The following is a 924-nucleotide window of genomic DNA, read 5'->3' as shown; positions in this document are numbered from 1 at the left end:
CCCCTCATGCCCCGACAGCCGCCCCAGCTCCCGGTGCCCGCGCGGGTCCCACAGCCGGACGGTCCCGTCCTGGCCCGCGACCGCCAGCACCACCCCGCCCTCCGGGTCCGTGAACGCCGTCACCGCGCGGGCGCCCTGGTCGTGGGCCCGCCACTCGGTCTCACGCCGGCCGTGATCGGCCCGCCACACCAGCGCCCAGCCCTTCGCGTCGACCGTGACGAGCCGCTCGGCGCCACTGCCGGGCTGCTCGAACACCGCCATGCCCTGCACCGGACCGTGGTGGCCGGTCCGGCAGCGGCCCTCCCGGCCCTCGGCGGGGTCGAACAGCCAGAGGCGTCCCTGGAAGTCGCCGATCGCCAGCTTCCCCGCGAAGGGTGCCATGGCCCGTACGGCGTCCCCCAGCAAGGAGTACGCCGGGTCGGCGGGCCGTCCGGTCAGCACGTCCCAGAGCCGCAGTGTGCGATCGTCACCGGCCGCGGCGATCAGGTCCGTTCCGTCCGGCCGGCGCAGCGGGGCGAGTGCGCACTGGGCTCCCTCGCGCGGACCGCCGCGCAGTGCGGGTGCCGTCTCCAGGCCGGTGCGCAGGTCCCATGCCCGCACCACCCCGGCGTCCCCGGCGCCGACGAGCAGCTTCCGTCCGTCCGCGCGCCGGACGAGCACCCGCAGCGACCGCATCGGCGCGTTCAGTCCGGCGAGGGTCAGATGCGGGGCGTGCGGCGGCAGCGCTGCCCACCGTACGGTCCAGGCTGCGGCGGGACCGTCGTACGGCGTCGTGGCGGGCACGGCCGGGTCGGCGCCCCCGGTCCGCCGGCTGCCCAGTTCACGCAGTCCTCTCCGGTCGGCCGGGGAGGCGGCGACGGCCAGGTGCGCCAGGGCCAGGGCCCCGGTGACCGCCGAGGGCAGGGCGGCGAGCCCGGCGCCCGA

General features: G+C 77.9%; 1 pseudogene. It reads right to left on the bottom strand.

Features of this window, described 5'->3' with window-relative positions:
- Positions 1 to 924 (bottom strand): annotated as a pseudogene (locus ABZV94_RS36060) (hypothetical protein); the annotation flags it as partial.

It is taken from the genome of Streptomyces sp. NPDC004658, assembly GCF_040609555.1.
Lineage (GTDB): Bacteria > Actinomycetota > Actinomycetes > Streptomycetales > Streptomycetaceae > Streptomyces.
This window is presented reverse-complemented; position numbering and strand designations above follow the sequence as displayed.